Origin of the sequence: Solimonas marina (assembly GCF_012241385.1) — a bacterium.
GTDB classification, from domain to species: domain Bacteria; phylum Pseudomonadota; class Gammaproteobacteria; order Nevskiales; family Nevskiaceae; genus Solimonas; species Solimonas marina.
Window position 1 is genome coordinate 286,706 of record NZ_JAAVXB010000001.1, and the last position, 25,125, is coordinate 311,830.

22 protein-coding genes and 2 pseudogenes are annotated in these 25,125 nt (G+C 66.2%); 5 read left to right on the forward strand and 19 right to left on the reverse strand.

What is annotated here, in order from left to right; all coding sequences use genetic code 11:
* Positions 1–178 precede the first annotated feature (178 nt).
* On the forward strand, positions 179–640 hold the full coding sequence (locus G7Y82_RS01250; RefSeq protein ID WP_206370200.1) for a GFA family protein: 462 nt from the start codon (positions 179–181) through the stop codon (positions 638–640).
* Between the two features lie 605 nt (positions 641–1,245).
* Here the strand turns inward: G7Y82_RS01250 and G7Y82_RS01255 are convergent.
* The 9 genes and pseudogenes from G7Y82_RS01255 to G7Y82_RS01290 form a co-directional block, all read right to left on the reverse strand.
* Positions 1,246–3,828 (reverse strand): efflux RND transporter permease subunit, encoded by a 2,583-nt coding sequence (locus tag G7Y82_RS01255; RefSeq protein ID WP_168146180.1) that lies wholly within the window; start codon positions 3,826–3,828, stop codon positions 1,246–1,248.
* Positions 3,825–5,072: a WD40/YVTN/BNR-like repeat-containing protein gene (locus G7Y82_RS01260; protein ID WP_168146181.1), complete on the reverse strand. Its 1,248-nt coding sequence runs from the start codon at positions 5,070–5,072 to the stop codon at positions 3,825–3,827. Before G7Y82_RS01260 ends, G7Y82_RS01255 begins: the two co-directional genes overlap by 4 nt.
* A gap of 98 nt (positions 5,073–5,170) precedes the next feature.
* Positions 5,171–6,379 (reverse strand): acetyl-CoA C-acyltransferase, encoded by a 1,209-nt coding sequence (locus G7Y82_RS01265; protein WP_168146182.1) that lies wholly within the window; start codon positions 6,377–6,379, stop codon positions 5,171–5,173.
* Between the two features lie 234 nt (positions 6,380–6,613).
* The gene (locus G7Y82_RS01270) at positions 6,614–7,072 is read right to left on the reverse strand and encodes a MaoC family dehydratase (RefSeq protein WP_168146183.1); all 459 of its coding nucleotides are present in this window, start codon (positions 7,070–7,072) and stop codon (positions 6,614–6,616) included.
* A gap of 14 nt (positions 7,073–7,086) precedes the next feature.
* Positions 7,087–7,878: an SDR family oxidoreductase gene (locus G7Y82_RS01275; protein WP_168146184.1), complete on the reverse strand. Its 792-nt coding sequence runs from the start codon at positions 7,876–7,878 to the stop codon at positions 7,087–7,089.
* Positions 7,875–9,017 (reverse strand): acyl-CoA dehydrogenase family protein, encoded by a 1,143-nt coding sequence (locus tag G7Y82_RS21805; protein WP_366515601.1) that lies wholly within the window; start codon positions 9,015–9,017, stop codon positions 7,875–7,877. The genes G7Y82_RS01275 and G7Y82_RS21805 overlap by 4 nt, the downstream gene beginning before the upstream one ends.
* Before the next feature lie 96 nt (positions 9,018–9,113).
* Positions 9,114–10,205, reverse strand: a pseudogene (locus tag G7Y82_RS21810) (acyl-CoA dehydrogenase family protein); the annotation flags it as partial.
* 84 nt (positions 10,206–10,289) lie between these two features.
* Positions 10,290–11,429: a tetratricopeptide repeat protein gene (locus tag G7Y82_RS01285; protein WP_168146186.1), complete on the reverse strand. Its 1,140-nt coding sequence runs from the start codon at positions 11,427–11,429 to the stop codon at positions 10,290–10,292.
* A 111-nt stretch (positions 11,430–11,540) separates the two neighbouring features.
* Positions 11,541–11,966 (reverse strand): acyl-CoA thioesterase, encoded by a 426-nt coding sequence (locus tag G7Y82_RS01290; protein ID WP_168146187.1) that lies wholly within the window; start codon positions 11,964–11,966, stop codon positions 11,541–11,543.
* Between the two features lie 170 nt (positions 11,967–12,136).
* On the opposite strand from G7Y82_RS01290, the gene G7Y82_RS01295 reads away from it, so the two are divergent.
* Both G7Y82_RS01295 and G7Y82_RS01300 read left to right on the forward strand, forming a co-directional pair.
* Positions 12,137–13,381: an aminotransferase class V-fold PLP-dependent enzyme gene (locus G7Y82_RS01295; protein WP_168146188.1), complete on the forward strand. Its 1,245-nt coding sequence runs from the start codon at positions 12,137–12,139 to the stop codon at positions 13,379–13,381.
* A gap of 20 nt (positions 13,382–13,401) precedes the next feature.
* Positions 13,402–13,794 (forward strand): RidA family protein, encoded by a 393-nt coding sequence (locus G7Y82_RS01300; protein WP_168146189.1) that lies wholly within the window; start codon positions 13,402–13,404, stop codon positions 13,792–13,794.
* A gap of 9 nt (positions 13,795–13,803) precedes the next feature.
* Here the strand turns inward: G7Y82_RS01300 and G7Y82_RS01305 are convergent, their stop codons facing one another.
* Entirely contained in the window at positions 13,804–14,682 is an 879-nt protein-coding gene (locus G7Y82_RS01305; protein ID WP_168146190.1) for an SDR family oxidoreductase, read from the reverse strand.
* 132 nt (positions 14,683–14,814) lie between these two features.
* On the opposite strand from G7Y82_RS01305, the gene G7Y82_RS21815 reads away from it, so the two are divergent.
* Positions 14,815–15,483 carry a helix-turn-helix domain-containing protein gene (locus G7Y82_RS21815; protein ID WP_168146191.1) on the forward strand — a complete coding sequence of 223 codons (669 nt, stop codon included), beginning with the start codon at positions 14,815–14,817 and terminating at the stop codon, positions 15,481–15,483.
* Between the two features lie 10 nt (positions 15,484–15,493).
* Positions 15,494–16,019: pseudogene (locus tag G7Y82_RS01315) on the forward strand (VapC50 family PIN domain-containing toxin).
* 124 nt (positions 16,020–16,143) lie between these two features.
* Here the strand turns inward: G7Y82_RS01315 and G7Y82_RS01320 are convergent.
* The 9 genes from G7Y82_RS01320 to G7Y82_RS01360 all read right to left on the reverse strand — a co-directional run bounded on the left by G7Y82_RS01320 (position 16,144) and on the right by G7Y82_RS01360 (position 25,044).
* Positions 16,144–17,292 (reverse strand): acetyl-CoA C-acetyltransferase, encoded by a 1,149-nt coding sequence (locus G7Y82_RS01320; protein ID WP_168146192.1) that lies wholly within the window; start codon positions 17,290–17,292, stop codon positions 16,144–16,146.
* Positions 17,293–17,294: 2 nt separating this feature from the next.
* Positions 17,295–18,365, reverse strand: coding sequence for an acyl-CoA dehydrogenase family protein (locus G7Y82_RS01325; protein WP_168146193.1), 1,071 nt, complete (start codon positions 18,363–18,365; stop codon positions 17,295–17,297).
* Between the two features lie 59 nt (positions 18,366–18,424).
* Positions 18,425–19,591, reverse strand: a complete 1,167-nt coding sequence (locus tag G7Y82_RS01330) for an acyl-CoA dehydrogenase family protein (RefSeq protein ID WP_168146194.1) — start codon at positions 19,589–19,591, stop codon at positions 18,425–18,427.
* Positions 19,588–20,355: an enoyl-CoA hydratase family protein gene (locus G7Y82_RS01335; RefSeq protein ID WP_168146554.1), complete on the reverse strand. Its 768-nt coding sequence runs from the start codon at positions 20,353–20,355 to the stop codon at positions 19,588–19,590. The genes G7Y82_RS01330 and G7Y82_RS01335 overlap by 4 nt, the downstream gene beginning before the upstream one ends.
* Positions 20,356–20,372: 17 nt before the next feature.
* Positions 20,373–21,467, reverse strand: coding sequence for an NAD(P)H-dependent flavin oxidoreductase (locus tag G7Y82_RS01340; protein ID WP_168146195.1), 1,095 nt, complete (start codon positions 21,465–21,467; stop codon positions 20,373–20,375).
* Positions 21,464–22,339, reverse strand: a complete 876-nt coding sequence (locus G7Y82_RS01345) for an enoyl-CoA hydratase (RefSeq protein WP_168146196.1) — start codon at positions 22,337–22,339, stop codon at positions 21,464–21,466. Before G7Y82_RS01345 ends, G7Y82_RS01340 begins: the two co-directional genes overlap by 4 nt.
* A gap of 11 nt (positions 22,340–22,350) precedes the next feature.
* Complete coding sequence (locus tag G7Y82_RS01350) at positions 22,351–23,160, reverse strand: CoA-transferase subunit beta (RefSeq protein ID WP_206370202.1); 810 nt, start codon at positions 23,158–23,160, stop codon at positions 22,351–22,353.
* A gap of 2 nt (positions 23,161–23,162) precedes the next feature.
* A complete protein-coding gene (locus G7Y82_RS01355) occupies positions 23,163–24,053 on the reverse strand; it encodes a CoA transferase subunit A (RefSeq protein ID WP_168146556.1) in 891 nt (296 codons plus the stop codon).
* A gap of 103 nt (positions 24,054–24,156) precedes the next feature.
* On the reverse strand, positions 24,157–25,044 hold the full coding sequence (locus G7Y82_RS01360; RefSeq protein WP_168146197.1) for a VOC family protein: 888 nt from the start codon (positions 25,042–25,044) through the stop codon (positions 24,157–24,159).
* Positions 25,045–25,125: the final 81 nt, after the last annotated feature.

Here is a 25,125-nt window from a genome sequence, read left to right on the forward strand (position 1 = left end):
GACACCCTGAACTAACCCTTCAGGAGTCCTCAAATGCCGATGCCAAGCCCAAGAACAACGTATCGATTTAGTCCGGAATTCAAAGCACAGTAGGGCGGGATTTATCCCGTCAGTCGCGAGCATTCCACAACGCAGGCTGAATCCCGCGCCATAACCGATATAGAGAGGCGGCACGGAAATGGAACCCGAAGATGAACCCGTGATCGATGGCCTTGAAGGCGGTTGCCGCTGCGGCGCAGTTCGTTACACGCTCGCGCTCGAACGCCTGCCTCGAAGCTATGCCTGTCATTGCCATCAGTGCCAGCGTTGGAGCGGAAGCGCGTTCAGTCAGCAGGTCATCGTTCCGGAGCCGGCGTTGAGTGTCCGCGGCAACTTAACGGTCTTCGAACTCACGACCGCGGAGCGGACCAGCATTCAGCGTTATTGCGCGGCTTGTCATGGGCGCATCTACAACACCAACACACGCCGTCCGGGCATGGCGGTCGTACGCGCTGGCACTCTCGATCGCTCCGAGGAACTGGAATGCGTGCTGCACATTTTCGTGGCTTACAAACAGCGCTGGCTCACCCTGCCCGAAGGCGTTCCCGCATATCCTGAAATGGCGCCGCCGGAGGCCATGATGGCGGCGTTGCGCGGCTAATGGCCGTCGTTGCAAATTTCAGCCGCTCGCGACAGGCGGGATGAATCCCGCCCTACGACTGATGAAGATCGGGACACCGGGATTTATTCCGGCAGTCGCAGCCATTTCACAAGGCCAGCCAAGTCCTGTCCGGCGGACTGACAACATGAAGCGCATGAACAAAACCACTTCTACGCGAATCACCACGCTGTGGCTCGCTCTGAACGCTGCCGGAGCCGGGCTGTTTCTCCTTTTTGCCTCCGCGGCGTGGGTTGAACCCGAAATACGTCAGTATCCTGGTGCGGCTGGCGGAGGTGCGGTCATTGCGGTTCTTGGAGGCGCGCCGCTACTGGCGCTGTACACGCTTGCGAACGCTGGTCTCTTTATTTGGGCCGTCGTCGTCCGCATGAGGCGAAGCTATTGGCCTATCAGCGCGTGGTGCTGGGCGTCCCTTCCGATGTGGGTAGGCGTCGTCATTTTCAGTCGATCGCACATGTAGGCGTCGTCGCGACGGGCGGGATGAATCCCGCCCTACGACGTCTCGGGTGATCAATGAGGTCGCGGCTTGCGCCGCTCCTACGGGGGCTTCTGTAGGAGAGTGGCGCGAGCCGCGACCTTGTCTCAGGTCAGGCTTCTGCGACGCGGTGTGGTGCGGGTTTGGGCTGCGGCGCTGCGCGTTCGCGGAACAGCCAGGCGCCGAGGGCGGGAAGCAGGCAGATGGCGCCGAGCATGTTGACGAGGAACATGAAGCTCAGCAGCAGGCCCATGTCGGCCTGGAACTTCAGGGCCGAGAATGTCCAGGTGCCGACGCCGATGGCCATGGTGATGGCGGTGAAGACGGCGGCGGTGCCGCGTTCGAGCATTGCTTCGCGGAAGGCTTCGCCGAACGGCTGGCCGTCGCGCAGGTAGTGCTGGATGCGCTCGAACAAATAGATGCCGTAGTCGACGCCGACGCCGACGCCGAGCGCGACGACCGGGAGCGTGGCGACCTTGAGGCCGATGTCCATGGTCGCCATCAGCGCGTTGCAGAAGATCGAGACCATGGTCAGCGGCACCAGCACGCACAGCGTCGCGCGCCACGATCGGAAGGTCAGCAGACACAGCAGCGCGAGGGCACCGAAGATCGCCAGCAGCATCTTCGCCTCGGCCGATTCGACGGCTTCATTGGTGGCGGCCATGACGCCGACGTTGCCGCTGGCCAGCCGCATGCGCACACCATCCACCGGATGCGCCTTGATGAAGTCCTTCACCTGGTCGACGGCGTGGGCGATGGTCGCGCCCTCGTGGTTCTTCATGAACACCAGCACCTGAATGGCGCGGCAGCTTTCGGTGTTGAGACCCAGCGCCGGGTCGAAGGCCTTGGAGCCGGTCGACAGGCCCACTTCCGAACGCGGTAGCGCACGCCAGCGCGGATTGCCTTCGTTGAACGCGCCGATCACCAGCTTGCCGATGCCGGCGACGCTGGTCACCGAACGCACGCCCTGCACGCCGCGCATGTACAGCTCGAACTGGTCGATCAGGTTCATGACCGGATAGTGCAGGCAGGAGTCGCCGGCAAAGTCCGGCGCTTCGACGATGACGCTGAGCACGTCGGTGCCGATGTTGTAGTGGTTGGCGATCTCGCCGTTGTCGTGGTTGTAGCGCGAGGTCGGGCGCAGCTCAGGCGCACCGGTGCCGGTATCGCCGATCACCAGGCCGCGCGAGGCATGCGTGGTGACGAACAACAGCACCAGGCAGACGGCGAATACGCCTAGCGCGAAGCGTGGCTGTGCGCAGCGGGCCATCTGCTTCCAGATCGCCATCTGCCGTGTCGACGGCGGTTTCAGCGAGTTTTCGCGGCTGCGCTGTTCGAGGCGGATGTGCGTGAGGATGATCGGCAGGATCATCTTGTTGGTGACGATCATCAGCAGCACGCCGAGGCAGGCGGTGATGCCGAGTTCATGGACGATGGGAATGTCGATGAACATGATGACGGCGAAGCCCAGCGCATTGGTCAGCAGCGCGACGGCGCCGGGAATGAACAGTTTGCGGAACGCCGCGCGCGATGCGTCGACGGCCGTCGCGCCGCGCACCACCTCGTGACGCCAGGCATTGGTCATCTGCACGGCATGACTGACGCCGATCGAGAAGATCAGGAACGGCACGAGGATGGACATCGGGTCGATGCCGAAGCCGATCATCGGCAGGATGCCGAGCAGCCACAGCACCGGCAGCAGCGCGACGATCAGCGCCACCAGCGTCAGGCGCAGCGAGCGCGAGTACAGGAACAGCAAGACCATGGTGATGACGAAGGCGACCGCGAAGAACGCGAACACGCCGACCAGACCGTTGATGACATCCCCGAGCAACTGCGCGAAGCCGATGATGTTGACCTCGACATCGGGGTTGTAGTCGGGGTTGGCGACCGCCTTCACGTCAAGCTCGCTGCCCTTGATCTTGATCGGCTCGCCGCCGCCCGGCGGACGCTCGTAGAACGCCTGCATGCCCAGCGACCAGCCGTAGTCGACGTAACCGTGATCGATTTCCTGGCCGGCCTTGAACGGCGGGTGGTCCTGCTTGAGCGTGTAGACGTATTCGTGCGGGCTTTCGAACTGGCCGCGGATGTCGGCCAGGTTGCGGATCACGCGGCGGTAGAAGATTTCCGCCTCGGCGGGATTGCCGGTGTCGACTTCCTGCAGGTCGGCACGAATCAATGCGCTCTTGTAGTCGTTGGAGACCAGCAGGCCGACCTGCCCGGACAGTGACACGTTGTGCCGTACGCGCGCCAGCTGTTCCGGCGTGGCCGAGAAGCGCGCCGGCACCACCGGCTCGCCCTTGAAGCCGTCTTCGGTGATTTCGATGTAGTAGGTGTTGGGCGTGAAGATCGACGACACGCGCGTGCGGTCGACGCCGGGAATCAGGAACACGTCGTCCGTGGCCTTGCGCATGGCCTCGAAGAACGGCTTGTTGTAGATGTCGCCCTTGCCCTTCCAGCGCAAATTGACGAGCAGCGAGTTGGCGCCGGAGAAGTGCTTGATGTGATCCATCATCGTCTGCATGTACGGATGATGGATAGGGATCTGCTTCATGAAGCCGGGGTCGAGCTGGACGCGCGTGGCGCTCCAACCGAACACGACGGTCATCGCCAGGAACAGCACGGCGAGCGCATGACGCCAGCCGATCAAAAAGTCGGAAATGCCGTCGACGCAGGCGCGCAAGGTGGTCTTCATGGCGCGTCTCCGTCGGTTTCGCCGGCACTGACCAGCTGCAGGCCGGCGTCGCCGGCAACCAGCCAGCGGTCGGTCGTGACCGGCAGCACCGCGGCGTAGTCATGCGCAGCGCCGCTGTGTTCGGCACGGAAGGTCTGGCCGTCGTCATCGGACACCATCACCGTGCTACCGGCGCCGACCAGCACTACCTGACCCTTGCGCGTCACCGTGCCGCCGAACAGCGAGGCGTTGCCCGGCACGGTGCTGGCCTGCCAGGTCTGGCCTTTGTCGGTGCTGCGGAAGACATGACCGCGCATGCCGAACACCAGCAGCGTCTTCGACGGCAGCGCCAGCGCACCGAAGAACGATCCGTCGTAGACCTGCGGCAGCACCGTCCAGCTCTGGCCGCTGTCAGTCGAGCGCGCCAGCAGGCCGCGTTCGCCGGCGATCAGCAGCGAACCGTCGGCCGCGCGCAGCATGGCATTGAGATGGTGGTCGCCGATCGTGTCGCTGACGACGTGATGCCAGGTCTTGCCGTCGTCGTCGGAGCGCAGCATCAGGCCGAAGCCGCCGATCGCGAACAGGTGGCCGTCGAACGGCCCGGCGATGCCGAGCAAAGGGTCCGGCAACAGCGGCTGCGCCGCATCGTCGGCAGTGCCACTGTCGTCGGTCGACGGCGGCTCGGGATTCCAGGCCGACGCGCTGCTGCTGTCCGGCGGTTCGGCGCTGGTCGAGGCGTCCGGCGGCGGTTCGGCGGCGGTGCTGTCGGGCGGCTCGGCACTGGTCGACGCGCCGGGCGGCGGTGCGATCAGGCCGCCCGGACCTGCCGGCGCGTCGTCGGCTTGCGGCTTGGTCTTGATGAAGAACGCTTCCTTCCAGGTTTCGCCGCCGTCCGTGCTGCGCAGCACCCAGCCGTCGTGGCCGACGGCGATCGCCACACCGGGACCGACGAAGCGCACCTGTGTCAGCGTCGAGCCGCGCTGCGGTTCGACACTGGCCTGACGCCACGGCCCTTGCAGATCGTCGGCCAGCAGAATTTCGCCCTGCTCGCCGACCGCGATGACGCGCTTGCCCTGCTGCGCGAGGCCGTTGGCGAGAAAGCCGTCGGGGTGAACGAAGGTCGGCGCGAATGGCGGCATCGGCCGCGGCGAGAACGCCCAGGCCGCCGCCGCCGCGACGATCACCGTGAACAGCAGCGCCGGCCAGCTGCCGGTCGCGCGCCGTTGCGCCGCTGCCGGCGCCACGAAAATCGGCTCTGCCTTCATCAACACTTCTCCTCTCTCGTCCGCGGGTGCACAGCCCCGCGCGGATCGCGGCAAGGTGACCACGACACCGGCCTGCGAAGACGCTTGTATGCGGCCGTTCAGTTCGGAATCTCGAACAGGCCGGCGGCGCCCATGCCGCCGCCGATGCACATGGTCACGACGACATAGCGCACGCCGCGCCGCCGCCCCTCGATCAGCGCATGCATGACCATGCGCGCGCCGCTCATGCCGAACGGATGGCCGATCGCGATCGCGCCGCCGTTGACGTTGAGCCGCTCGTTGTCGATGCCGAGCGTGTCGCGGCAGTACAACACCTGGCACGCAAACGCTTCGTTGAGTTCCCACAGGCCGATGTCGCCGACCTTCAGGCCATGACGCGCGAGCAGCTTCGGCACCGCGAACACCGGGCCGATGCCCATCTCGTCCGGCTTGCAGCCGGCGACCGCGAAGCCGCGATAGATACCGAGCGGCGCCAGGCCGCGCGCCCTGGCGTGCTCGCCGCTCATCAGCACCGTGACGGCGGCGCCGTCGGACAGCTGCGAGGCGTTGCCGGCGGTGATGTGCTCACCCTGCGCCACCCACTGGCCGTTCTTCCATACCGGTTTGAGGCCGGAGAGGCTTTCGAGCGTAGTCTGCGGACGGTTGCCCTCGTCCTTGCTCAGTGTCACGCGCTGCTTGCCGGTCGGCTGGCCTTCCTTGTCGAACAACTGCTGGTCGACGTCGATCGGCACGATCTCGTCGTCGAACGCGCCGGCCTGCTGCGCGGCGGCGGTGCGCTGCTGGCTCTGCAGCGCGTAGGCGTCCTGCTGCGCGCGCGTCACGCCGTAGCGCGACGCGACCCGCTCGGCGGTCTCGATCATCGGGATGTAGGCGGTCGGCTCGGCCGCGACCACCGCTTCGGACACGAAGCGATAGGTGTTCTTGTGCTTGTTTTGCACCAGCGAGATCGATTCGAGGCCACCGGCGACGACGATGTCCTGCTCGCCGGCGATGATGTTCTTAGCACCGATGGCAATCGCCTGCAGGCCCGACGAGCACTGCCGGTCCAGCGTCATGCCCGGCACCGTGTCAGGCAAGCCGGCGGTATACGCGCACAGACGGCCGAGGTTGTAGGCCTGCGTGCCCTGCTGCGCGGCACAGCCGACGATGACGTCGTCGATGTCCTTGGCGTCGAGCCCGGCACGGGCGATGGCGGCCTTGATGACATGGCCGCCGAGCACCGGCGCCTCGGTGTCGTTGAACGCGCCGCGATAGGCCTTGCCGATGCCGGTGCGGGCGACGGAAACGATGACGGCTTCGCGGCTCATGTCGTACCCCCGGAGAGGGCGAGGCTCGGCGCCGGCTGCACGCGGTCGCGGCTTGCGCCGCTCCTACGAACGTCTCTCCCCTGTCGCTGCGCGGGGTCACGGCTCGCGCCGCTCCTACAGAAGCGGTCCGTTTGTAGGAGCGGCGCGAGCCGCGACCGCCGTGAATCGATTGCCGTATTCAGTGTCATGTTCGAATCTTGATCGTCGCGACGTCGGTGCCGGCTGGCAGACGCCTCAAAAGTAGTAACGGGAAATGGTGTCGGCGATGCAGGCCGGCTTGGCCTCACCGTCGATCTCGACGGTGACGCGGATCGTTGCCTGCACGGCGCCATCCTTGGTGCGCTCGGCGGCCACCAGCTCGCCCTTGCCGCGAATGCGGCTGCCGACCTTGACCGGCATAGGGAAGCGCACCTTGTCGAGGCCGTAGTTGACGCCCATCTTCATGCGCACATCGACGATGTCCGGCAGGAAGCGCGATGCCAAAGACAAGGTCAGATAGCCATGCGCGATCGGCGCGCCGAACGGACCGGCCCTGGCCTTGTCGACGTCGACGTGAATCCATTGATGGTCGTCGGTGGCGTCGGCGAAAAGATTGACGCGCTCCTGCGTGATCGGCACCCAGTCGCTGCTGCCGAGCGGCTGGCCGATCGCACCGAGCACGTCTTCGGCGGAACTGAAAACCGGCTTGCTCATCGTCTGGCTCCCGCTCACGCGCGCTGGCTGGACGCCGAAATCGTCTCACCGACGAGATACGACGAATAATCGGAGGCGAGGAACACCATGACGTTGGCCACTTCCCAGGCTTCGGCACCGCGGCCGAAGGCCTCGCGGCTGGCCAGCTCGTTGAGCAGTGATTCCGGCGCGCTCTTGCGCAGGTGCTCGTGAAAGACGATGGACGGCGCGACGGCATTGATGCGCACGCCGAATTCGGCGGCTTCCAGCGCGCTGCAGCGCGTCAGCGCCATGACGCCGGCCTTGGCCGCGGCGTAATGCGCCTGTTCCTTCTGCGCGCGCCAGCCGAGCACCGAGGCGTTGTTGACGATGACGCCACGTCCGCGCGGCTGCATGCGGCGCAACATCGCGCGCGTCATGCGGAACGTTCCGTTCAGCGTCACATCGAGCACCTTGTGCCACTCCTCGTCGCTCATGTCGACGACGCGACGGCTGCCGCCGAGTCCGGCGTTGTTGATCAGCACGTCGACGTCACCGAGCTTTTCTTCGGCGTCGGCGATCAGCGCCTGGACGTCGTCTTCCACGGCGACGTTGGCCAGCCGACCGTGGATCTCGCAGTCTGGATGCTGCGCTTTCAGCGCGGCGATTGCCTCGTCCAGACGGCGGGGGTGGATGTCGGAGAGGTACAGCCCGCGCGCGCCTTCTTCAGCGCAGCGCGTGGCGGCGGCAAAGCCGATGCCGCCGCCGGCCGCGGCGGTGATCAGCACGCGCTTGTCGCGCAGCAGGCCGTGGGCGGGAACATAGGGCGGTGCGGGGACGGTGATCATTTGCTCTCGGTTGCCGGTCTGAGCTCGCGCGGCATGCCGAGACCGCGCTCGGCGATGAGGTTGAGCTGGATTTCATTGGCGCCGGCGTAGATGGTGTCGGCGCGCGAAAAGAAGAACAGTTGCTGCAGCGGGCGGATCGCCGGGTCGGCGCTGATCACGTCGGCCTCGGCGCCGAGCACGTCGGCGCCGAGCTTGCCGAGATCGCGATGCCAGTTCGACCAGTAGTATTTGTAGATCAGAGCTTCGCGCTTGAGCCCCAGCGACGCGCCGTCGTCGGCGAGCATGCGCAGCGCGTTGTAGCGCATCACGCGCAGGCCGCTCCAGGCTTGCGCGACGCGTTGACGCAGGGCTGCATCGCAGCCGCGACCACGGGCGCGCAGCGCGTCGATCACCGCCTGCAATTCATGCGCGAAGTGCATCTGCTGGCCCAGCGTCGAAACGCCACGCTCGGCTTCGAGCAGACCCATCGCCACCTTCCAGCCTTCGCCCGGCTTGCCGACCACGTGTTCGGCAGCAGCCACGGCCTGATCGAAGAACACTTCGTTGAATTCGCAGCCGCCGCCGAGCTGGCGGATTGGACGCACCTCGATACCGGGCTGGTTCAGCGGCAACAGCAAGAACACCAGACCCTTGTTGCCTCTGGAGCCGGGCTCGCAGCGTGCGAGCACGAAAATCCAGTCCGACTCGTGCGCCAGCGACGTCCAGATCTTCTGGCCGCTGACCTGCCAACTGCCATCGGCCAGGCGTTCGGCGCGCGTCTGCACGTTGGCCAGATCGGAGCCGGCGTTCGGCTCCGAATAGCCCTGTGCCCAGAACTCGCTGCCGTCGACGATCTTCGGCAGGAAGCGCTTTTTCTGCGCGTCCGTGCCGAACGCGATCAGCGTCGGCCCGATCAGGCCCTCGCCGATGTGGCCCATGCGGCCGGGGCCGCCGGCGCGCGCGTATTCCTCGTGAAAGATCACCTGCCGCGCGATCGACAGGCCGCGACCGCCGGCCGAGCGCGGCCAGCCGACGCAGGTCCAGCCGCCGGCCGCCAGCTCGCGCTCCCATTCCTTGCGCAGCGCCGGGTCGGCTTCCTCGTCGCCGGGGCCGCCACGGTGCCGCAGGCTGGCGTAGCGTCCGCCGAGGTGCTCGCGCATCCAGCCGGCGATCTCGGCGCGGAACTGCGCGTCGCCGGCATCGCGATCGTTGGCGGCGCTTTCGATCGCCGCGCCCGCGTCGATCAGCGATGCGGCGATCTGTTCGCGCAGCGCCTCGGCGGTGCCCAGCCAGTGCGAGGCCGCCTGCGCGCGCTTGAAGTACAGCTGCACGTCGTATTCCCAGGTGAAGCCGACCCCGCCGTGCAACTGCAGCGCTTCCTGCGCGCATTCGAACAAGGTGTCGCACGCGAGCTGCCGGGCCGCCGCGCATTCGCGCGCGAGTGCGTCGGTGGGCGCCGCCTCGGCGGCCAGCGCGGCAGCGCCGCCGACCATCGAGCGCAGGGCTTCGAGCTTGACCATCATCGTCGCGCAGCGATGCTTGACGGCCTGGAACGACGCCAAGGTGCGACCGAACTGCTTGCGCTGCGCGGTGTACTCGACGGTCAGATCGAGACAGCGCTGCGCGGCGCCCAGGCATTCGGCAGCCAGATACAGGCGCGCCAGGGCCAGCGCGCGCGCAAAGCCCGCCGCGCGCCCCGGATCGTCGACACGCTCGGCCGCGGCATCGTCGAGCTGCACGGACGCGAAGCGCCGCGTCGCATCCCAGGTCTGCAGGGATTCGATCTTCATCCCGACGCTGTCGCGCGGCAGCGCAAACAGACCCAAACCGCCGTCGCAGCGCGCAATCAGCAGCAGCACGTCGGCGCTGCCGCCGTCGACGACACGCGCCGCCGTGCCCTGCAACCGCCAATCGTCGTCGCGGCGCGTGGCCGTCAACGAAGCCGCGGCGTCGGACCAGTCGCCATCCGGCATCACCGTGCCGAAGCGCACGCGACCTTCGGCAATCGCTCGCAGGGGACCGCCCTGCGCGGCGACGGCGCCGGTCTCCTGGATCAGCGTCGCGGCCAGACAGACCGTCGAGAAATACGGGGAACAGAACAGGCGCCGGCCCATGGCTTCGAGCAACAGCGTCATTTCGACCGCGCCAAGCCCGAGGCCGCCATGTGCCTCGGCCAGCGGAATCGCGCACCAGCCCAGCTCGCCGGCCAGGCGCTGCCAGATCGTCAGGTCATAGCCGTCATCGGCAGCGGCATGGGCACGAACGGCGGCGGCTTCGCCGACATCGACGAGGAAACTCTCGGCGGCGTCGCGAATCAGCAACTGGTCTTCGCTGAGGGACAGGCTCATGGCGGCAATCGTTGAATCCGACCGCCATTATTCGGGGCGCCGCCGCGCCGCTCTTCATCCGTCCTGATGAGAGCGCGTCGATCGTCAGTTGGTCGACAGCGCGCGCAACTTTTCGAGCTTGGATGCGTAGATCTGCCGGTCGCTCAAATTGGGACTGAGCACCGCTGCCGATGCCAGGAATTGGCCGGCCTCGGTCAAACGATCGAGCCGTGCCGCGGCCACCGCCATCGCATAGTGCACGTCGGCGTTGTACGGCATGCGCTGCAACTCCTCGCGGAAGTAGTGCATCGCCAGCTTGGCGTCGCCGGCCGCCAGCGCCGCGTTGCCGGCATCGAGATACGCATACGGCCGCACCGGCTCGATACGCGCCAGGGTCTGGCGCAGCGGATCGGCCTCGGTCTCGCGGCCCTGCGCGGTCAGCAGGCCGATCAGGTTCGACAGCACCACAGCGTTGTCGGGCCTAATCGTCAATGCCATGCGAAAGCTCCGCTCCGCCAACTGCAGCTCACCACGCTGGCGGTGAATCACTCCGAGGGTGTTGTAGGGATCGCTGAACGACGGATCCTTGTCCAGCGCCGCTCGCGCCCACCAATACGCCGCATCAACATCACCATCGGCAAAGTTCTCGCCTGCGCGATTACTCATGTACATCGCCAGAATGCGGCGCTCGCTAATCTCGACCGTTCTCAGGCCTTCCAGATCCACAGAGGGCAAAAAATCGACAATCAGCGCAGAACCAAAACTACGGCCATCGACCGTGGTTTTGCGTGAATCCAAGGCGATGTTGACGTGTCCATTACGGAAGATCACCCCGTCGAACCGCGTCCAGCTACCTTCGCCGGGCACGTATTGAAAATGCACAGCGACTCCGGCGTCTCGTGCGAGCGCTGCGGTCAGAATCACTAGCGACAAGCAATTACCACTGCGCGTAATGAAGGTCTGCGCCGCTGGCCGCGTCGTCGATGCGTCATAGTCGATATGAAGCTGCGTGCGAATCGCGGCATATAAGCCTCGGCTATCGCCGTGCAAACGCATCTGCTTCGCCACTTCTCGCGCGACGAACTGGTGCATTGCCGGACTGATGGCGAATAGATTGAGCTGTTGGAGCTCGTCCGGCGGCTGGCCGTAGGCTGCATCATCGAGCAGGCTGTCGGTTTGCTGCCGCGTCGGCACGGTCGTGCAGGCCGCCAGGCACAGGCAGGCCAGAACAAACAGCGTACGCATGATCTCCCCCTGCGGCCCCCGCGGCCGAGATCGACGAACAGCCTTACTGTACGCAGGCCCGCGGCCGCTGCGGCACGCGGGCCACGGCGGGCAGACGAACGGTCGCCATCGCTACATGTAACGCGTCAGGATCGTCTTTTCTTCGCCGGTCAACGGCGTGCTGCCGCGCGCTTCACGGTCCCAGCGCACCATCGTCGTCAGGGCGTTGGCGACACAGGTACCGCCCTCGAAGATGTCGATGCCGAGCAGGAACGAGCGCGTGCCGATATTGAGCACGCGCAGGCCGATGCGCAGCACCGCCGGATAGCGGACTTCGCGCAGATAATCCATCTCGAAGCGTGCGACGACGTTCTGGCGAGGACCACCCAGCTGCAGCAGGCCAACCTCGTGAAAGAAAGCGGTACGGACCGATTCGGCGTAGATGTTGAACGCCGTGTTGTTCACGTGGCCCTGCAGATCGAGATCGGTGAAGCGGACACGCTCTTCGATCCAGAAGGCGTGGGTATCGGTCGACGATGCGGCGGACTTGGCAGGCATAGGCCTTCGGCAATGGCACGAATTTGTCGGCCAGTGTAGCAACAGCACCGCCCGGCTCGTTGGCCATGGCGCCGTTGCCGGCGGCCGCAAGGTCGGTGCGGCGCATCGAACCGTGGCACAGCATTTGCTCCCTCGCGCAGGCACTCCCCCGAAGCGGGCAAAGCGATCACATGGACCTGACACGTCGAAGTTTTTTCAGACAGACGGGCAGCGCGGCGCTGGCCGGTGCGCTGTTCGGCGCGACGCCGGCGCAGGCCGCCGAACCCGAAGCGGCCGGCGACGCCACACTGCCGGTACGAGCGGCGTTCCCCGGCATCACCGGCCGCGTCTACCTGAACAGCGCCGCCGAACATCCATGGAGTCGTGCGGCGACCGACGCACTCAAACATTATGCCGACGACAAGCTGTCGCTGACGTGGGAGGCGTCGACGGCGGCGGCAACGTTCGCGAGGCTGATCCATGCCGACGCCGACGAAATCGCCTACGTGCCGTCGACGTCGATGGGCGAATACCTCGTCACGCGCGCGCTGGGGCTGCCACAGTCCGGCGGCCGCGTCGTCACCGACGCGCTGCACTTCATCGGCTCGTTCTATATGTACGAGCAGTATCGTCAACAGGGTCTCGACGTCGTCACGGTGGCGATGGACGCGACGCGACGCATCGCGCTCGCCGACCTCGACCGCGCGATCACACCGGGCACCAAGCTCGTCGCCATCTCGCACGTGTCGATGTACAACGGTTTCACGCATGACGTGAAGGCGGTCTGCGAGATTGCGCATGCACGCGGCGCCAAGGTCTATGTCGACCTGATCCAGTCGGCCGGCGCGATGGCTGTCGACGTCAAGGCGATGGGCGTCGACTTCGCCGGCTGCGGCACCTACAAGTGGCTGATGGGTGACTTCGGCTTCGCCTTTCTCTACGTCCGCAAAGACCTGCTGCCGCAGTTACAGCGGCCGTGGTACGGCTACCGGCAGACGCGCAACTTCGCCGCGCCGATCACGCATATCTATCCACTCGACGCGCCCGGCAAGCTGCCGTACGTAAGCGAGCCCATCGACAGCGTGTCCGGCTATTTTGCCGGCGCGTTTCCGGCGCGCGCGCTCGACGCCGCGTGCACGGCCTCGATGAACTGGATCATGCGGATCGGCGTGAACGCGATAGCCGCGTATCGCCAACCGCTGCTGCAGGCGCTGCACGAGGGCCTGCAGCGCAAGGGCTTCGACGTGGTCACGCCGCGCGACAGCCGCTCACCGATCGTCGCGTTCGCCTACGAAGACGCGGCGCGATTGGCCCCGCGCCTGGAACCGGCCAAGGTCGAAATCACCCTGCGCCACAATCAGGCGCGTATCTCGCCGTCGCTGTTCAACGACCTCGACGACATCCAGCTGTTTCTCGACGCCATCGGCAAACCCTGATCCCGCACCGCATCCGAACCATGACCGACACCACGCCCCGCTACCTCAACTCCGGCAAGGTTTTGCCGGCGACGTTGCCGTTCTCCGAAGCCGTGCAGCTCGGCAATCTGCTGATCCTGTCCGGCCAGCTCGGCAACCTGCCCGGCACGCTGACGCTGGCGCCCGGCGGCATCGCCGCCGAAACGAAGCAGATGATGGAGAACATCAAGACCACACTCGAGGCGCACGGCTATTCGATGGCCAACGTCATCAAGTGCACGGCCATGCTGGCCGACATGGCCGAGTGGCCGGCGTTCAACGCCGTCTACGAAACCTACTTCGACCCCAGCCGCAAGCCGGCGCGCAGCGCCTTCGGCACGTCCGGCCTCGCGGTCGGGGCACGCATCGAGATGGAGTGCATGGCGGCCAAATAGCCGCCCCGCTCAGGTGCCGTAGACCTTCTGCGGCACCGGCGCGTCGGCGACCAGGGCCTCGACCACTTCGGTCAGCTCGGCCGGCTGCCAGCGCGCACCCTTGTCGCGGATCGTCCCGGTGCGCCAGCCGTCGGCGACCGACAGCTTGCCGCCCTCGACCTCGAACACGCGGCCGCTGACCCTGGCCGACAGCGGGCTGCACAGCCAGACCACCAGCGGCGCGACATTGGCCGGATCGTAGTAGTCGAAGCTGCCGTCGTCGGGCTTTTTCATCATCGCGCCGAACGGCCCTTCGGTCATTCCGGTGCGCGCGGCCGGCGCCAGCGCGTTGGCGGTGATGCCGTAACGGCGCAGCTCGGCGGCCTGTACCAGCGTCAGCGACGCGATGCCGCCTTTCGCCGCCGCGTAGTTGCTCTGCCCGACCGAGCCCTGCAGGCCGGCGCCGGAGCTGGTGTTGACGATACGCGCGTCGACCGCCTGCCCGGCCTTGCTCTGCTCGCGCCAGCGCTGCACGAGCTTGCTGGCGATGCAGAAATGCCCTTTCAAATGCACCTTGATGACGAGATCCCAGTCGTCCTCACCGAGTGACGCGAACATGCGGTCACGCACCACGCCGGCGTTGTTGACGACGCCGTGCACGTCGCCGAACGCATCGACGCCAGCGGCGACGATCGCCTCGGCGCCGTCCATGCTGGTGATGTCCGCACAAGCCGTCACCGCCTTGCCGCCCGCCGCCGCGATCTCGGCCACGACGGCATCGGCCATCTCGCGCTTGATGTCGTTGACCACCACGTTCGCGCCCTCGGCGGCGAGCGCCAGCGCGTACTGACGGCCGAGACCCGAGCCCGAACCGGTGACGATGATGGTGCGGTTGGTGCAGATAGCCATGGTGTGAAACCTTGTTTTTACGGTTTATTCGGCTTGATTTGATCGTGCGGACCGATGTGATGCATCGTCCGATTGCGTCATTCTCCGTAGGCGTCAGCCTTCTCGGTATCGCACTGGAACAGGATCCCGATCGTGATCGGCGTACGGTCGGCGGAGAAACCGCCTGGTCTTCACCGCGTCGTCCTTGCGCTGCCTTTCATGTGCACGACGCGCGCGGACCGGCGGACGCAGCGGGCTGACGAGGCCTTCCGCAACGGTTCGGCCGAAATCGCCACCTGCGCAGAAGTGTTTCGTTTATTTCGTTTGCTCAGTAAACTGACACGGCCAACCAATCAAGGAGGCAAGGTCATGGCAACGGAGAATGACCCGCTCATGCTTCCATCGGAGCACGATCAGGAACAGGCCAAGCTCGTACAACGGCATCTGGCGCATCTGCAGCAGTCGGATCGCTGCCAGCTACGACTGCAGGCCCCCAGCGGGGAGGAAACCGTGGAGCTGCCGTACGCCGTGGTGGCATTGCTCAACCGTATCCTCACCGAGATGGCTGACGGCAACGCGGTGACGCTGGTCCCGGTGCATGCGGAGCTAACGACTTCGCAGGCAGCCGATCTGCTTAATATCTCGCGCCCGCATTTCGTAAAGCTGCTCGAATCGCGTGCGATTCCGTTCACCAAGGTCGGCAGTCATCGCCGGATCAAGGCGGAGGACGTGTTGCGCTACCGGCAGCAACGGCTGGAGCGGCGCGGGCAGGTGCTGGAGGAGCTGACACAAGAGGCGGAATACCTCGGCCTGGGCTACTGATCGGGCCGTCATGAACGGATTCCGGGTCGTGCTTGATGCCTGTGTGCTGTACCCGGCACCGCTACGCGACCTGCTGATGGAGCTGGCGCTGGTCGGCATGTACAAGTCGCATTGGACGGCCCGATCTCGTGGCGGACAATCTGCTGCGCACACGCGAGCTGATGGATCGGCACGCCGAAGATGCGCTGGTCATTGGATACGAGCCACTGATCGACGGGCTCACGCTACCGGATGCGAAGGACCGTCATGTGCTCGCCGCGGCGATCCATGCGCACGCGGACGCCATCGTCACGTTCAATCTCAAGGATTTTCCCGATACGGTGCTCGGACCGCTGGGCATTGAGGCAATCCATCCGGACGATTTCATCACCTATCAGTTCGATCTGAACGTGCCGCGTGTCTGCGCGGCGGCCAAACGCATCCGGCAGCGCCTGAAAAATCCGCCACGCTGCGCGGAGGAATACGTCGATCGATTGAGAATCGTTGGCTTGCCGAGAACAGCCGAGCGTTATCGCGAATGCCTGGCACTCATCTGATGCGAAGAAGGCGGGGCTTTCTGCCTCGACACGCACGCTTCAAAACACACGACCTATCGCCCCTGCGGGCGTGGCCTGCTCCTGCAGTCACCTGTAGCAGCGGGGCCACGTCTGCGGCGGACGGTCAAAGTCGCTCGATGATCGTCACATTCGCCACGCCGCCGCCTTCGCACATCGTCTGCAATCCATAGCGTCCCTTCGTCCGCTCCAGCTCGTGCAACAGCGTCGTCATCAGCTTGACGCCGGTGGCGCCGAGCGGATGCGCCAGCGCGATCGCGCCGCCGTTGACGTTGGTCTTCTCGTGCGGATAGCCGATGTCCTTGAACCACGACAGCACCACCGGCGCGAACGCTTCGTTGATCTCGACCAGGTCGATGTCGTCGAGCTTCATGCCGGACTTCTTCAGCGCCTGCTGCGTCGCCGGAATCGGCGCGGTCAGCATGAAGATCGGATCGTCGCTGTAGACGCTCATGTGGTGGATGCGCGCGCGCGGCTTGAGGCCGTATTGCTTCAGCGCCTTTTCCGAAACGATCAGCATCGCCGACGACGCGTCACCGGTCTGGCTCGACACGCCGGCGGTGATGGTGCCGCCCGGTGCCAGCGGTTCGAGCGTGGCCATCTGTTCGAGCGAGGTGTTGCGCACCGTCTCGTCCATCTTCAGACCTTCGGTTTCGATCAGCTCGCGATCGAAGCGGCCTTCGGCCTGCGCCTGCCGCGCACGGCGATGCGATTCGAGCGCGAACACTTCCATGTCTTCGCGCGAGATCTTCCATTTGTCGGCGATCATCTGCGCGCCGACGAATTGCGACACCGGCTGATTGCCGAAGCGCGCGACCCAGCCCTTGGAGCCGGAGAATGGATCGGCGAAACCGAGCGGCTTGGCCGCCAGCATCGACGACGAGATCGGAATCTGCGTCATGGTCTGCACGCCGCCGGCGACGACCACGTCCTGCGTGCCGCTCATCACCGCCTGCGCGGCGAAGTGCACGGCCTGCTGGCTGGACCCGCACTGACGGTCGATGGTCACGCCCGGCACATGCAGCGGCAGGCCGGCGGCCAGCCAGCAGGTGCGCGCGATATTGCCGGCCAACGGCCCGATGGTGTCGAGGCAGCCGAAGATCACGTCGTCGTAGTCTTCGGCGGGAATCGCGTTGCGGGCGACCAGCGCCTGCAGCGCGTGTGCGCCGAGATCGGCACCGTGCAGGTGCGCCAGACTGCCCTTGCGCTTGCCGGTGGGCGTGCGCAGCGCGTCGACGATATAGGCCTCTGCCATGTTCAAGCTCTCCTCGATGAGAATGTGCAACCGGGTCCGATCGCCGCGGCCTGGTCCAACACGGCGGCGTCGATGCGGGATTTGTGGAAGATGTTATCGCCCCACGCCGAATCGAGCGCCCAGGCGCGCTTCAGGTACATCTGCAGATCGGCCTCCCAGGTATAGCCCATCGCGCCGTGCGCCTGGATGCTCTTGCGCCCGGCCAGGCGCGCGGCGTCGCCGGCGGCGAGCTTGGCGTGCGAAACATGGACGGCGCGCTGCGGGTCGTTGTCGGCCAGCGCGCAGGCGGCGCGATGCACGATCGGTTCGGCAAACTCGATCTTCACCGCGACGTCGGCGAGGTGATGCTTGACCGCCTGGAATGAACCGACCGGCTTGCCGAACTGCTTGCGCTGCGCGGCGTGGTCGACACCGAGGTCGAGCATGCGCTGCGCCAGGCCCAAGAGCTGCGCGCTGGCGGCAAGCGCCGCGCGATCGAGCACGTCGGCCCACAGCGTGCGGCCGAGCTTGGCCGGGCAGATGCGTGTCGCCGGCGACGCGCTCCATTCCACGGCGTACAAGCGCCGCGACAGATCGATGCTCGGATTGAACGTCAGCTTGACCTGATCGCGCGTGACGGCGTGCACTTCGTCGTCGCGCCACAGCAGCAGCAGATCGGCAAGCGCCGCGTCGGCGACCAGCGGATTGACCGGATGCCCGACCGCGATGCGTGCCTTGCCGGCCGCCAGACGCGGCAGCCATTCGCGCTTCAGGGTCACATCGGCCGGCAATTGATTGAGCAGATGCGCGGCAAGATAGGCACTGTCGGTCAGCGAATCGGGAATCGCGAAATAGCCAAGCTCTTGTTGCACCAGCACCCAATCGAGATCACCGACGCCGATGCCGCCGAATTCCTCGGGCACCGACAGCGCGGTCAAACCCTGATCGGCGAGCTTGGCACGCAGCTCCGCGGAGCGGCCACTGGCGGTGGTCTCCCAGATCTCGCGCAGCATCTCCGGCGCCGCCTCGACCATCAGGAATTTGTGGATGGCGTCGCGAAACGCGAGCTGCTGGTCGTCGAAAGTAAAGTCCATGGCGAATCTCTAGGCGAGGGGCCGCTGACGAACGAGCGCGGCTTGCGGGCGGTCGATCGTCATGAGCGCGGCAGCCCCAGCATGCGTTCGGCAATGATGTTGCGCTGAATCTCGTTGGTGCCGGCGTAGATCGGCCCGGCCTGCGCAAACAGAAAACCGTCGAGCCAGTGATCCGAATACGGCGACGCCGACGCCTCCGGCATCAGCTCGCCGTACGGGCCGAGGATGCGCATCGCGGTTTCGTGCATCAGCAGATCGAGTTCCGACCAGAAGATCTTGTTGGTGCTGGCCTCGGCGCCAATCTTCGCGCCCTTGCCGAGCCGGCAGGCGGTGCGATACGTGGCCAGCGTGTAGGCCTCGGCGTCCATCCAGCTTTTCAGCACCGCCTCGCGGATACCGGGGTCGGCGTCGACGCGATCGCGATGCTGCTGATAGAGGGCGACGAGGTTGCGCGCGGTCTGCTGGAAGCGTGCCGGCGAACGCAGCATCAGACCGCGTTCGAAGCCGGCCGTGGCCATCGCCACGCTCCAGCCTGCGCCTTCGTCGCCGAGCCGGTTGACGACCGGCACACGGACATTGTCGAAGAAAATCTCGGCGAAGCCCGGCAGGCCGTTGAGCTGCTTGATCGGCCGGATCGTGATGCCCGGCAGGTTCAATGGCAGCAGGATGAAGGTCAGGCCGTGATGGCGGCTCGATGTCGGATCGGTGCGGAACATGCCGAACAGCCAGTCGGCCCAGACCGCGCGCGTCGACCAGGTCTTCTGGCCGTTGATGACGTAGTGGTCGCCGTCGCGCACCGCCTTGCTGCGGATCGCCGCCATGTCCGAACCGGCGCCCGGCTCCGACCAGCCCTGCGCCCAGATGTCCTGGCCGGCCGCCATGCGCGGCAGAAAGCGCGCCTTCTGCTCGTCGCTGCCGTATTCCATCAGCGTCGGCGCCAGCAGGAACACGCCGTTCTGATTGACGCGCAGCGGCGCGCCGGCACGCCAGTATTCCTCCTCGAAGATCAGCCACTCGATGAGGTCACAGCCGCGGCCACCGTATTCGCGCGGCCAGGTGACGGCGCTCCAGCGCCCTTCCGACAGCGTCGCTTCCCAGCGACGGTGCGCCTCGAAACCTTGCTCGGTGTCGAAGCTCGGCAGGGTCTCGGACGGCACGTTGGCCGCCAGCCACGAGCGGATCTCCTCGCGAAACTGTTTCTGGCGCTCGGTGTAGTCGAGTCTCATGGTTTTTCGTTCTCGAACTTGGCGTCGCGCTTTTCGACGAAGGCGCGGCGCGTCTCGGCGGAGTCCTTTTCGCTGTAGGCCTGCAGCGTGAAGCCCTGCTCCCAGCGGTATTTGTCTTCAAGGTTGCCGTCCTCGATGCCGTTCAAGGATTCCTTGGCGAGGCGGATCATCGCGGTCGACTTGGCGGCGATGGTGCGCGCGATAGCGAGCGCCGCCTCGCGCAGTTCGCCGCGCGGCACGACTTTTTCGACCGCCCCGAGTCGATGGGCTTCGGCGGCGGTGATCGGCTCGCCGGTGAAATACATCATCCGCACCTTCTGCACCGGGAACAGACGCTGCAGATGCGCGCCACCGCCCATCGCGCCGCGATCGACCTCGGGCACGCCGAACGTTGCGTCGTCGGCGGCGACCACGATGTCGGCGGCGCCGGTCAGGCCGATACCGCCGCCAAGGACGAAACCGTGCACGGCGACGATGACCGGCAGCGGATTGCGATGCACGGCGCGAAAGCTGCGGTAGTTGCCGGCGTTGACGGAGACGATGCGCTCGGGATGACGGTCCAGCTCCTTGATGTCGACGCCAGCGCAGAAGCCGCGGCCTTCGGCGCGCAAGACGATGACGCGCGCGGCCGGGTCGTGACCGAGACGCTCGATCTGGTCGGCGAGTGCGTGCCAGCCGGCGTCGTCGAGGGCGTTGACCGGCGGCCGGTCGAGCACGAGTTCGGCAATGCCGTCGACGATCGTCGTCTGAAATCCGTGAGTCATGGTGGTGGCGGGCAGGTTCATGCGGCGGCCCCCTGCGGGGGTGCGGCAGACAAGGTGGAAACCGCGGCGAGGCGCGTCTCGGCCTCGGCGACGATGGCGGCGATCAGCTCGGCGACCGGCGGCAGGCTGTCGAGCACCGCGGCGACCTGGCCGCTCGGCAGCACGCCTTCGTCGGGGCGACCCTCGACCATCGCGCGCTGGATCAGCACCGGTGCGTTGGCGGCCATCATCGTTTGAATGGCGGCGTCGCCTTCGCGCATCGCGGCGAAGAAGGTGCGCAGCATGTGCGCGACCGACATGCCGGTCTGCGCACGCCAGTGCCAGGCGCTGGCCAGCGCCACCGACAGGCGCCGCAGCAGGCCGCCGTTTTCGAGGCGCAACAGGAACGGGTTGTCGATCATGCGCTGCGGCATGCCGTCGACGGCGGTCGACGCACGAATCTTCGCCGGATCGCGAATCGCGACGTAGCGCGCCAGGGTCTCGCGCGGCACCGGCGATTCGGCCGTCATCAGAAAGCGCGTGCCCATCGCGATGCCGGCGGCACCAAAGGCCAGCGCGCCGGCCAGACCACGGCCGTTGTGAAAACCGCCGGCCGCGACCACCGGCACCTTCACCGCGTCGAGCACCTGCGGCAACAGCAGCGTGGTCGGCACCGAGCCGGTGTGACCGCCGCCTTCGCCGCCTTGCACGGTGACGATGTCGGCGCCGAGTTCGACCGCCTTGGTCGCGTGCTTGAGCGCACCGACCGTCGGCATGCACAGCACGCCGGCGTCCTTGAAGCGGCCAATGGTCTTCGCGTCCGGACCGCGGCCGTAGCTGACCGCGCGCACGCGGTCGGCGTTGTCCAGCACCAGCTCGATGACCTCGCGCGCATTGGGCTGGAACATGTGGAAGTTGACGCCGAAGCGGCCATCGGTGGCCGCACGCACGGCGGCGATCTCGCGGCGCAAGGTGTCGGTCGACATCGTCGCCGCGGCGAGAAAGCCGAATGCCCCGGCATGGGTCGTCGCACTGACCAGCGTGCTGTCGGCCACCCAGCCCATCGCCGTCTGCACGATGGGATAGCGGCAGCCCAGCGCCGCCGTCAGCGGTGTCGACAGACGCGCCGTCACGCCTTGTCGTCCCGGTTCGACGCGGCTATCGCCTTGGCGTCGAGCCCGCCGAGGTTGTTGCCGGTCAGCAGCGAGTTGTGCGCATGCGCGAAGTGATGCCAGCCGAAGGCCGCGTCCATCGCCGTGCGCTTGCCGCGCAGATCCTCGACGTGATTGATCGCCTGCTTGGCCAGCGCCAGGCCCATGCGCGGCTGCGTCGCCAGCTTGGCGGCGATCGCACGCACCTCGCCGGCCAGCGCTTCGCGCGTCGTGACGCGATTGACCATGCCCATCTGATACGCGCGCTCGGCACTCATCTTCTCGCCGAGGAACAGGAATTCCTTGGCGATGCGCGGATGCAGCTCGAACGCGTGCGCGAAGTATTCGACGCCCGGAATGCCCATCTGCAGCACCGGGTCGCGAAAGTGTGCATCGTCGCTGGCAACGATGAGATCGCAGACCCAGGCGAGCATCAGGCCGCCAGCGATGCAGGCACCCTGCACCTGGGCGATGGTCGGCTTCGGAATCTCGCGCCAGCGCCGACACATGCCGAGATAGACCTCCTGCTCGCGCACGTACTGGAATTCGCCGCCCGGCTTGCCGACGTGGTCGTACCACAGATGCGCGCGCGCAAAGCTCTCGTTGACGTCGCGGCCCGGCGTGCCGATGTCGTGTCCGGCCGAGAAGTTCTTGCCGGCGCCGGCGAGGACGATGACCTTGACCTCGTCGTCGTCGACCGCGCAGCGGAACGCCGCGTCCAGCGCATAGGTCATCTTCGAGTTCTGCGCGTTGTGATAGCGCGGCCGGTTCATCGTCACCGTGGCGACGCCGTCGGCGGACTCGTAGCTCACCACGGGTTCGTTTTCGATCTCGGAAGGATTCGCGGTTGTCATCGTCGTCTGCCTCACGCCGCCTTGCGCACGCCCGGCGGGTTGTCCTTGAGCTGGCGGCTGCGGATGTCCTTGGGATCGAGCTGGCGAATCACCGCCAACTGCTCGGCGCTCGGATGCGCGGTTTCGGCCAAACCATCGGCTCGCAGCAGCGGGAAACTGGTCGCCGCCTGCACCTGATCGAAGCTCACGCCCGGATGCAGACTGACGACGCGGATCGCATGATCGGGACCGCCGAAATCCATCACGCACAGATCGGTGACGATGCGATGGATGCGCATGTAGTCGTGCTTGACGCCGGCCGGCCAGCGTTCCTTGCGGTAGCCGACCGAGCAGACCACGTCGACTTCGCCGTCGACGAACACGCGCTTGCTGTGGTTCGGCACGAACATCGAGTTCGTGTGGTTGATGCTGTTGCCGGGAAAGCCGCGCAGACCGAGCAGCTGGCGCTTAGGGCTGGCGAAGTCGCCGATGCACGAGATGTTGGCCTGTCCCCAGCGATCGACCTGCACCGGGCCGACCAGCGCATGGCGGCGCCCGCCCCAGACGTTGTCGAACACGCGCGAGTACGGCATCCAGCCGCCGTAGCGGCGACCTTCCTGATTCTTCGCGCCGATCGTCACCGGCGTTTCGGTCAGATACGCCTCGCCGTCGGTGATCATCAGCTCCGGGCTGTGCGTCAGCTTCGCCAGGCCCTGCGCCAGACGCGGAATGATGCCGATGCCGGTGGCGAGCACTTCGCCGTCGTCGCGCCAGACGTCGGCGCAGGTGCAGATCAGCAGTTCGGCGAGGGAGAAATCGGGCATCGTGGTCGCTACGCTCATGATCAGAACACCTGGCGCGGCAGATTGACGATCGCGTCACGACCGCCGACCGCGCGCTGGTAGGCCGCTTCGTCGCCGCCGAGAAATTCGTCGGCGTACTTCGCCCAGCCGCCGTCTTCGTCGGCCGCGGCGCAGTAACGCTTCAGATGCGCGGCATCCCAGCCGTAACCGTCGCCATGCGTCGAGACGTTCGACGTCGGATGTGCGCCACCGCGCGCGGCGACGACGCCGCTGACGAGGTTGCGCTCGAACGGATTGCACTTGGCGTCGGTCTCGTCGCTGTCGAGGCGGTCGACGAGTTCCTCGCAACTGACGTAGCAGCGCTGCGCGGCGCGCGCGAACTGCTCGTCGAAGAACGGGTCGGGCGCGTACAGCCGCGTATTGCCGAGACGGTCGGCCTTGTGCACGTGCAGCAGTGCGACGTCGAGCGGGATCGCCGGCATCGCCAGCAGCACCTCGCCGTCTTCATACGGCGAGGTGACGGTGCGCAGCTGCGGCATGATCTTGCTTGGCTGATCGGTCGCCAGGCCGATGCGCGTCGGCAGGAACGGCAGCCGCATCGCCGCCGCGCGCAGGCCCCAGTGCAGTTGCCCTTCGTCGAGTTCCATCGCCTCGATCTGGCGCGCCTCGCGGGCCTTGCGGAAGAACGGTTCGAGCGGGATGAAATCGAGCGAGACGAAGCCGTAGATCAGCTTCTTCACTTTGCCGGCCGCGCACAGCATGCCCATGTCGGTGCCGCCGTAGCCGACGACGGTCAGATCCTTGAGATCCGAGCGCAGGATTTCGCGGACGATCGCCATCGGCTTGCGCCGCGGCCCCCAGCCGCCGATGCCGATCGTCATGCCGTCACGCAACTGCGCGACGACCTCGGCCACCGTCATTTCCTTGTTCAGCACGGGGCAGCCTCCATGCATGCACGACACGGACGAGCAGTGCGACGCGCATCCACGTTCTGTCTATTTGCGAAATCTGCGTAATCTGCGGTTAAAGCGCTTTTCACTGGAACCCCACCGAGAAGTCGTGGCCCCAGATCGACACCTGCGAGGTCTGCGTCGTCTCCCAGACGCCGGGCTCGACGCTGATGCCGCCGTAGCCGTATTCGAGCGCGAAGTTGCCGGGCGTCATCATGTAGAACGAGGTCATGCGGTCGTTCTCGTGCTCGCCGAGCGTCGCCATCAGCTTCACGCCTTCGGCCTTGAGCCGGTCGTACGCGCGACCAACGTCTGTGAGCCGGTCCACCTCAACCATCACGTGCACGCAACCCGCCGGGTTCGGCATCTCGGCCAGCGCCAGGCTGTGATGCCGGCCCGACGCCGCATGCAGAAAGTAGATGCGAATGTTCGGCGCATCCGGCGCCGGCTTGAAGTTGAAGACGTCCGACAGGCCCATGCCCAGCGTGTCGTGGAACAGCTTCAGCGTCGGCTCGAAAGGGATCGCCGGCAACACGGTGTGGCCCATGCCCTGCGCGCCGGTCTTGAAGCCGTGCACGCCGATCGGTGAGACGAACGGTGTGCTGCCGCCGGTATCGCCGCAGACCAGCTCGTGGCGGTTGCCGGCCGGATCGGTGAAGAACGCGATGCGCTCGACCTTGCGGCTCGCCGCCAGGGCCGCGTCGCCCGGCGTCACCTCGATGCCGGCGCCGCGCAGCTCGGCGATCGTCACGTCGAGTGCGGAGCCGTCCGGCAATTGCCAACCGGACGCGAAATAGCGATCGGCGTCGCCGTCGACGACGAGGATGCGAAAGTCGCGCGCGTCCATCTTCAGGCCGAGCCCGTCGTCGGTCGCAACCGCCTGCATGCCGAGCATGCGCTCACCGAACACGCGCCATTTTTCCCGGTCGCGGGTCTCGGCCACGATGTAGGCCAATGCCTCGATTTTCAACATGATGAATGCTTTCCGCCGTCGTACTGGTCGTCGTGCGGAAATTATCGAGATGCCCCTGCGCGGCAGCTTCACCCGATGGGA